Source organism: Bacillus sp. FJAT-27001 (assembly GCF_019039175.1).
GTDB lineage: Bacteria > Bacillota > Bacilli > Bacillales > Bacillaceae > Bacillus > Bacillus velezensis.
Window position 1 is genome coordinate 240,083 of record NZ_JAHOAA010000004.1, and the last position, 7,318, is coordinate 247,400.

Genomic DNA, 7,318 nt, shown 5'->3' on the forward strand with positions numbered 1-7,318 from the left:
GGGGTGTCAACAGGTTTTTCACATGGGCTCACACGCCTTAAAGAGAGAGGGGGATAAAGTGTGGGCGTAATCAGACGCTATATGCAATTTGTAAAACCTTATAAAAAACAAATTTTAATCACAGTGTTAATCGGCATCATAAAATTCTCCATCCCGCTGGCTCTCCCGCTTCTGTTAAAATACGTGGTCGATGACATTATTCAAGGGAGCGGAACGGCAAGCGCTAAAACATCATCGCTATTCACGATAATGGGCATCATGTTCGTGCTGTTTTTAATTCTGCGTCCCCCGGTAGAGTACTATCGGCAATACTTCGCGCAATGGACGGGCAGCCGGGTGCTCTATGATATCAGGGGAGTATTGTTTGATCATATTCAAAAATTGAGCCTGAGGTTTTATGCCAACACGAGAACGGGCGAAGTCATTTCCCGGGTGATAAATGATGTCGAACAGACAAAAGACTTTGTCATAACGGGACTGATGAATATCTGGCTTGATATGATGACGGTGCTGATCGTCATCTGCATTATGTTTACACTCGATGTCAAGCTGACATTGATATCTGTCATTTTGTTTCCGTTATACGGAATTTCAGTGAAATACTTTTACGGCCGTCTCCGAAAACTGACACGGGAGCGTTCTCAGGCACTCGCCCAAGTTCAGGGACATTTGCACGAACGAGTTCAGGGGATGCCCGTCATCAGAAGTTTTGCCATTGAAGATTATGAACAAGCCAATTTTGATGAAAAAAACGGACATTTTCTGGACAGAGCGATCCGTCATACGAATTGGAACGCAAAAACGTTTGCAGTCGTGAATACCATTACGGATTTGGCGCCGCTGCTCGTTATCGCGTTTGCGGGTTATTTTGTCATAAACGGTCCGCTGACGGTAGGGACGATGGTTGCGTTCGTCGGCTATATTGACAGAATGTACAATCCGGTCAGAAGATTGATCAACTCATCGACGACGCTGACCCAGTCGATCGCTTCAATGGACCGCATATTTGAATTTATCGACGAGCCGTATGAACTGACTGATAAACCGAATGCAGTAAAAGCTGACGGCATTAAGGGCGAAGTTGAATTCCGAAATGTCTCGTTCCGTTATGAGGAAGGAAAAGAAACGATTTTGCAGGACGTTTCCTTAAAGGTGACAAAAGGGGAAACCGTCGCGCTCGTCGGGATGAGCGGCGGCGGTAAATCGACGCTTGTCAGCCTCATACCGCGTTTTTATGATGTATCCGGCGGCAGCCTGCTGATTGACGGCACAGATATTCGCGATTATGAAGCGAGAAGCCTCCGCAATCAAGTCGGAATGGTGCTTCAGGATACGTTTCTGTTCAGTGAGACGATTCGTGAAAATATCGCCATCGGTAAACCGGGAGCGTCTCTGGATGAGGTGGTTGCGGCTGCGAAAGCGGCAAATGCCCATGAATTTATTATGAATTTCCCCGAAGGCTATGAAACCAAAGTCGGCGAACGGGGCGTCAAATTGTCAGGCGGGCAGAAACAGCGGATTTCCATCGCGCGTGTATTCTTAAAAAATCCGCCGCTGTTAATCTTGGATGAAGCGACATCGGCTCTTGATCTGGAAAGTGAACACTACATTCAGGAAGCGATGGAAAAGCTTGCGAAAAACCGGACGACATTTATCGTCGCCCACAGGCTGTCCACGATTACGCACGCGGATAAAATTGTCGTCATGGAAAACGGCGCTGTCGTCGAAACCGGCACGCACGAGGAATTAATGGCCCAAGGCGGCCAGTACAGACACTTATTTACGATTCAGAATTTGAACTGATACAAAAACGTATGCCGTCCGAATGGGCGGCATACGTTTTTTTTAATGCAAAAAAACCCGGTTATCTAGAGCACCGGGTTACTCATCATCGTCTGTTTCTAATTCGCTGTCTTTCGGGTGGTATGTCTGAAAACTCGTAATTAATGTATCGAGATGCTCCAGCTGCTCGCGGTATTCCGCAACCGCAGCCATAATGCTGAGCATATTGTAATCAAGCAGTTCATCCTCGCAGTTCTGCTGATTTTTCAAGAAAGACTTCGTCAAAAGCTGTTTATATCTTATGCTTTCTTCAGCATCGTCATCATGCGGTTTGATCTTGCCGACCGTCCGCATCAGAATCCTTTCGTGCCAATGAAGCAGATAATCAATTTCTTCTGTCAGCGTCTCCTGAAATTCCTCCGGCATATGATAAATCTCGTTTTCATAGCGGTGCAGCTTTTTCAGCGTATCAAGCGCCCGATTCGCCGTAATAATCGCCTGTCTGAACAATACAAGCTTGCGCGACTTTACATACGTCGTTTTCTTAAAGTAGCTTCTCTCCTCTTTATAAAGAAGGTACGTATGATCAAGCTTCATCATCTTTTCCTTCAGCTTCTCAATATCCTCTTTCAATATCGAGTGTTCCGTGGACTGACGCATCGTCAGCCTGATCCATTTCATGATCTCATCGGTATATTCAACCGTATGATGAGTCAGCTTCGTTTCGTATTTCGGCGGAAGAAACACAAGGTTCACAATAAAAGAAGACAGCACGCCTAAAATAACGGTGCTTGTTCGTATCAGAGCGAACGTCAGGAAGCTGTTTCCCGGTGTTTCTAAAATTGCGATAACCGTCACGAGCGCAATCGAAATGGTGTGTTCAATTTTCAGTTTTAACATGATCGTGATGACAATCACTGCGGTCAATCCGATCATAATCGGACTCGGTCCGAAAATCAGTCCGAATGCCGTAGCGATGACAGCGCCGATGATATTTGCCTGAACCTGATCAATAATGATAAGAAAAGACCTGTAAATAGAGGGCTGTATGGCAAATATAGCTGCAATCCCGGCAAAGATCGGCGACGGAAGTCCGATCCATGATGCTAAGTAGAGCGCGAGCGTAATCGCAATCCCTGTTTTAAAAATGCGGGCACCAAGTTTCATTGGTTTGTGCGTGCATTCCTTTCTCTAATAAATTATGTGCCGAACGAACGGCTGACACTTACATTTCCCTGTCGGCTGATTTGCTAAACAATAAAGTAATATACAGGGATCATACCAATTATTCAAGGTCTTTTTTTGAAAAAACCATTATCTCACAAATCGGACAAAAAGAAAAAGCGGAAGCCCCGGGCTCCCGCTTGTTTCAGCAGTTATTTTTTCATATGTCTGAACGCATCTTCAACGGCTTGTAAAGTGGCGTCGATATCCTCTTCAGTATGTGCGGTTGTGATAAACCAAGCTTCATACTTCGATGGAGCGAGATTGATGCCGCGCTCAAGCATCAGCTTGAAGAACTTGGCGAATGCTTCTCCGTCCGTATTTTCCGCCTGCTCGTAATTGACGATCTTTTCATCAGTGAAGTAAACCGTGAGCGCGCCTTTTAAACGGTTGACGGTGATGGTAATGCCGTGTGTCTCCGCATGGGCGAGAATGCCTTGCTCAAGTCTGGCGCCGAGCTCATCAAGCCGCTCATAAACGCCTTCTTCCTTCAGCACTTCCAGGCAGGCGATGCCTGATAGGATAGATGCCGGGTTTCCGGCCATTGTGCCGGCTTGATATGCCGGGCCGAGCGGAGCAACCTGCTCCATGATCTCTTTTTTGCCTCCGTAAGCGCCGATCGGCAAGCCGCCCCCGATAATTTTACCGAGCGCCGTTAAATCAGGCTTCACTTGAAGAAGATCCTGCGCGCCTCCGTACATAAAACGGAACGCCGTGATCACTTCATCATAAATGACGAGCGCGCCCGCTTTATGGGTCAATTCATTTACCTGTTCTAAAAATCCTTCTTCAGGTTCAACGATGCCGAAGTTGCCGACGATCGGCTCGACGAGAACCGCTGCAATTTCTGAACCCCACTTATCCAGCGCGGCTTTGTAGCTTTCAATATCATTGAAAGGAACGGTAATCACCTCATTGGCGATGCTTTTCGGCACGCCGGCGGAATCAGGAGTGCCGAGCGTAGACGGACCGGAACCCGCAGCGACAAGTACGAGATCAGAATGGCCGTGATAGCAGCCGGCGAATTTAATGATTTTTGTCCGGCCTGTATAAGCGCGTGCAACCCGGATCGTTGTCATTACCGCTTCAGTGCCTGAGTTTACGAATCGTACTTTATCAAGTGAAGGAATGGCCTCCTTCAGCATTTTGGCGAAAGTGACCTCATGTTTGGTCGGCGTCCCGTACAGCACGCCGTTTTCAGCCGCTGTTTTAATCGCTTCAGTAATATGCGGATGGGCATGTCCGGTAATAATCGGGCCGTAAGCCGCTAAATAATCGATATACTGATTCCCGTCTACATCCCAGAAATAAGCGCCGTTCGCTTTTTCCATCGCAACGGGTGAACCGCCGCCTACCGCTTTATAGGATCTGGACGGGCTGTTCACGCCTCCGACGATATGCTCTAACGCTTCCTTATGAAGTTCAACTGATTTTGTATACAAAAAATGACCCTCCTAATATCTCCTTACATCATGTTCTATTGTAGCATGCTTCATTGCGAGCACAACGGTTCATGCTTCCAGAAAAGAGCGGAAGGATAACGGTTGTAATCTTAACGTGAATTGGATACGCTTAATAAAAAACCCGGAGGTATAAGAAATGACGATTGAAATCGGACAAACAGCACCGGATATGAAATTAGTGAATGACAGCGGGGAAGAAGTAGCATTGACGGATTTTAAAGGGAAGTACGTCGTTCTCTATTTTTATCCGAAAGACATGACACCCGGATGCACGACGGAAGCATGTGATTTCCGTGATCAGCACGAAAGTTTCGCGGGACTTGATGCGGTTATTATCGGAGTAAGCCCTGACAGCCGTGATAAACATGAAAAATTTAAGCAAAAACACGATCTTCCTTTCCAGCTCCTCGTTGATGATGAGCACAAATTGGCGGAAGCTTTTGATGTGTGGAAGCTGAAAAAGAATTTTGGGAAAGAATATATGGGTATCGAGCGATCCACTTTTTTGTTAGATAAAGAAGGCCGTCTTGTGAAGGAGTGGAGAAAGGTAAAAGTGAAAGATCACGTTGCCGAGGCGCTTCGAGAATTGGAACAAATTGCGTCTAATTAATGGACAAATGCTGAACTCACGGGGTTTTCTTCAGATTACATTTGACAGGAGACCGGAAAAAGATGTACACTAATTATAAACATTATAAAGTAAGAATCTTTTTTAGAAGAGAGGTGCATGACGGATGGCTGCACATGAATTAAAAGAAGCCTTAGACACGTTGAAGGATACGGGAGTCCGGATTACTCCTCAACGTCATGCCATTCTGGAATATCTCGTGGATTCTATGGCACATCCGACAGCGGACGATATATATAAAGCCTTGGAAGGGAAATTCCCTAATATGAGTGTTGCGACAGTGTATAACAATTTGCGTGTATTCCGGGAAGCTGGGCTTGTAAAGGAACTGACGTACGGAGATGCGTCCAGCAGATTTGACTTTGTCACCTCTGACCATTATCACGCCATTTGTGAAAGCTGCGGAAAAATCGTAGACTTCCATTATCCCGGGCTTGACGAAGTGGAACAGCTTGCGGCTCACGTCACGGGGTTTAAGGTAAGCCACCACCGTTTGGAGATTTACGGCGTCTGCCAAGAATGTTCCAAAAAAGAAAACCACTAAACGAAGCTGACCGCTTTGATACGGTCAGCTTCGTTTATTTTACACTGTTTTTTCTGTTATAAGACTCATCGAACGCTTTGCCTTCCAATCCTTTATCCAATGTAAGCGGCTCTCTGCAATGCATGCACATATCCACTCTGCCCAGAATCTTCGTTTCTTTCTCGCAAGCGGGGCACATCACCCGGACCGCTTTTGTGGACAGCATGCCGATCCAAAAATAAACGGCGGTGCTGAGCCCGATCGACAGCAGGCCGAGAATCATAAACAAGCTGGCAAGCAAAACAGACTGCTTAAAGAACAGCCCGATGTACATAATGATAAACCCAACGAAAACCAAACTTAACGCAAACGTTCTGATCTTATTAATTTTGCTTGAGTATTTCGCCATGTCCATCCCCCTCTCGTTTAACTATAGCACAAAACAGATGGCATATTCTTCATGTTTTCGTAAGAAAAGGGAAGAATAAATATGGCACCTGAAAGGAAATTTGTTATAATAGTGCAATGTGTTTAGAAAAAAGGACTTTCATGTTTTATCATAGAAATGTAGAAACAATAGCTAGTGAAACAATCGCATTGGAGGAATCGTAATGGACAATCTTCTCCGTCCAATTTACCAAGAAAGAGCAAGTCATCCCGATACGCTGGCCGTCCTTATGATTGAGAGAAGGAGTAAAGCATCATCCATCACGGATAACTTTGATGCGGTCATGCTTGTCATTGTCAAACAGGCTGATGAACCTCTTTTTATAAAGCATTATGAATTCGAACAAAAAACCGCTTCTTTACATATTGTAACGGATGCTCTGCTTCAGGAATGGATTCTGCTTGGGACCAATAGAAGAGTCATAGATTGGATCATCAACGGCAAAGTGCTGTTTGACCGCAATGAATATATATCTGAACTCAATGACCGGCTCAGCACTTTTCCTTTCGCCGAGCGGAAATTAAAGATCGGAATGGAATACGGCAAGCTGATCAGAAGATTTGTAGAAGGAAAAGCGTTTTTTGAAGCTGATCATTTTCTGGATGCATATTATGCGGTAGTGCATGCTCTTCACCATTTGGCCCGCATAGAAGTGATTGACCGGGGGTTTTATCCCGAAACGACAGTCTGGAACCAGGTCCGTCACATTGAGCCGCAGGTATATAAGCTATATTCCGAACTTGTCGAGAGTCACGAAAGTTTGGAGAAAAGGCTCGAATTATTATTCTTAGCAAATGATTTTCTCATCCATTCAAAAGCTGAAATCGGTTCTGCCCACCTTTTTCAAGTGATGAAAGAAAAAGAAATGTGGCAGTTTGGAGAATTGCTTCAGCACCCTGAACTGGTGCACTTCACCCAAGATCTTGGTGTTATGCTTGATTACCTGACGGAAAAAGGCTTTGTTGAAGTATCTCAAATAGAGACCAAAGGGCAGGAAGTATATCATCGAGGATATTCTTTCAAAAAAAGTGTTGACGCTGAATCATAGGCATGGTATATTATTAAACGTCGCTGATGCGCTTCAACAAAAAGCTCACAGCGGCGGAGAAATAAAAACAAAAAAACATTTGACAGCAACTCGCTGAAATGTTATACTGAAAAAGTCGCCTCGAGATGAGGTTGAAATGATCTTTGAAAACTAAACAAGACAAAACGTACCTGTTAATTCAAAGTTTTAAATAAATCGCACA

The 7,318-nt window shown here is 45.1% G+C and carries 7 protein-coding genes; 4 read left to right on the forward strand and 3 right to left on the reverse strand.

What is annotated here, in order from left to right; translation table 11 throughout:
* The first annotated feature begins 60 nt into the window (after positions 1-60).
* On the forward strand, positions 61-1,803 hold the full coding sequence (locus BGM27_RS15345; protein ID WP_007408565.1) for an ABC transporter ATP-binding protein: 1,743 nt from the start codon (positions 61-63) through the stop codon (positions 1,801-1,803).
* 78 nt (positions 1,804-1,881) lie between these two features.
* Here the strand turns inward: BGM27_RS15345 and BGM27_RS15350 are convergent, their stop codons facing one another.
* Both BGM27_RS15350 and BGM27_RS15355 read right to left on the reverse strand, forming a co-directional pair.
* Positions 1,882-2,949, reverse strand: a complete 1,068-nt coding sequence (locus tag BGM27_RS15350) for an aromatic acid exporter family protein (RefSeq protein WP_007408566.1) — start codon at positions 2,947-2,949, stop codon at positions 1,882-1,884.
* Between the two features lie 209 nt (positions 2,950-3,158).
* Positions 3,159-4,448 (reverse strand): glutamate-1-semialdehyde 2,1-aminomutase, encoded by a 1,290-nt coding sequence (locus BGM27_RS15355; protein ID WP_007408567.1) that lies wholly within the window; start codon positions 4,446-4,448, stop codon positions 3,159-3,161.
* A gap of 157 nt (positions 4,449-4,605) precedes the next feature.
* Between BGM27_RS15355 and bcp the strand changes: the two genes are divergently transcribed.
* On the forward strand, positions 4,606-5,079 hold the full coding sequence (gene bcp / locus BGM27_RS15360) for a thioredoxin-dependent thiol peroxidase (protein ID WP_003155466.1): 474 nt from the start codon (positions 4,606-4,608) through the stop codon (positions 5,077-5,079).
* 124 nt (positions 5,080-5,203) lie between these two features.
* Positions 5,204-5,641, forward strand: coding sequence for a peroxide-responsive transcriptional repressor PerR (gene perR / locus BGM27_RS15365; protein WP_003155465.1), 438 nt, complete (start codon positions 5,204-5,206; stop codon positions 5,639-5,641).
* Between the two features lie 34 nt (positions 5,642-5,675).
* Here perR and BGM27_RS15370 read toward each other — a convergent pair whose 3' ends face one another.
* A complete protein-coding gene (locus BGM27_RS15370) occupies positions 5,676-6,029 on the reverse strand; it encodes a YgzB family protein (protein WP_007408568.1) in 354 nt (117 codons plus the stop codon).
* Positions 6,030-6,231: 202 nt separating this feature from the next.
* Here BGM27_RS15370 and BGM27_RS15375 point away from each other — a divergent pair, with 202 nt between their 5' ends.
* Positions 6,232-7,116 carry a nucleotidyltransferase-like protein gene (locus BGM27_RS15375; protein WP_007408569.1) on the forward strand — a complete coding sequence of 295 codons (885 nt, stop codon included), beginning with the start codon at positions 6,232-6,234 and terminating at the stop codon, positions 7,114-7,116.
* The last annotated feature ends 202 nt before the right edge of the window (positions 7,117-7,318 follow it).

Coding starts and splice junctions, on each gene's coding strand:
- BGM27_RS15350 (WP_007408566.1), bottom strand. CDS start 2,949: ATGAAACTTGGTGCCCGCATTTTTAAAACAGGGATTGCGATTACGCTC.
- perR (WP_003155465.1), top strand. CDS start 5,204: ATGGCTGCACATGAATTAAAAGAAGCCTTAGACACGTTGAAGGATACG.
- BGM27_RS15375 (WP_007408569.1), top strand. CDS start 6,232: ATGGACAATCTTCTCCGTCCAATTTACCAAGAAAGAGCAAGTCATCCC.
- bcp (WP_003155466.1), top strand. CDS start 4,606: ATGACGATTGAAATCGGACAAACAGCACCGGATATGAAATTAGTGAAT.
- BGM27_RS15370 (WP_007408568.1), bottom strand. CDS start 6,029: ATGGCGAAATACTCAAGCAAAATTAATAAGATCAGAACGTTTGCGTTA.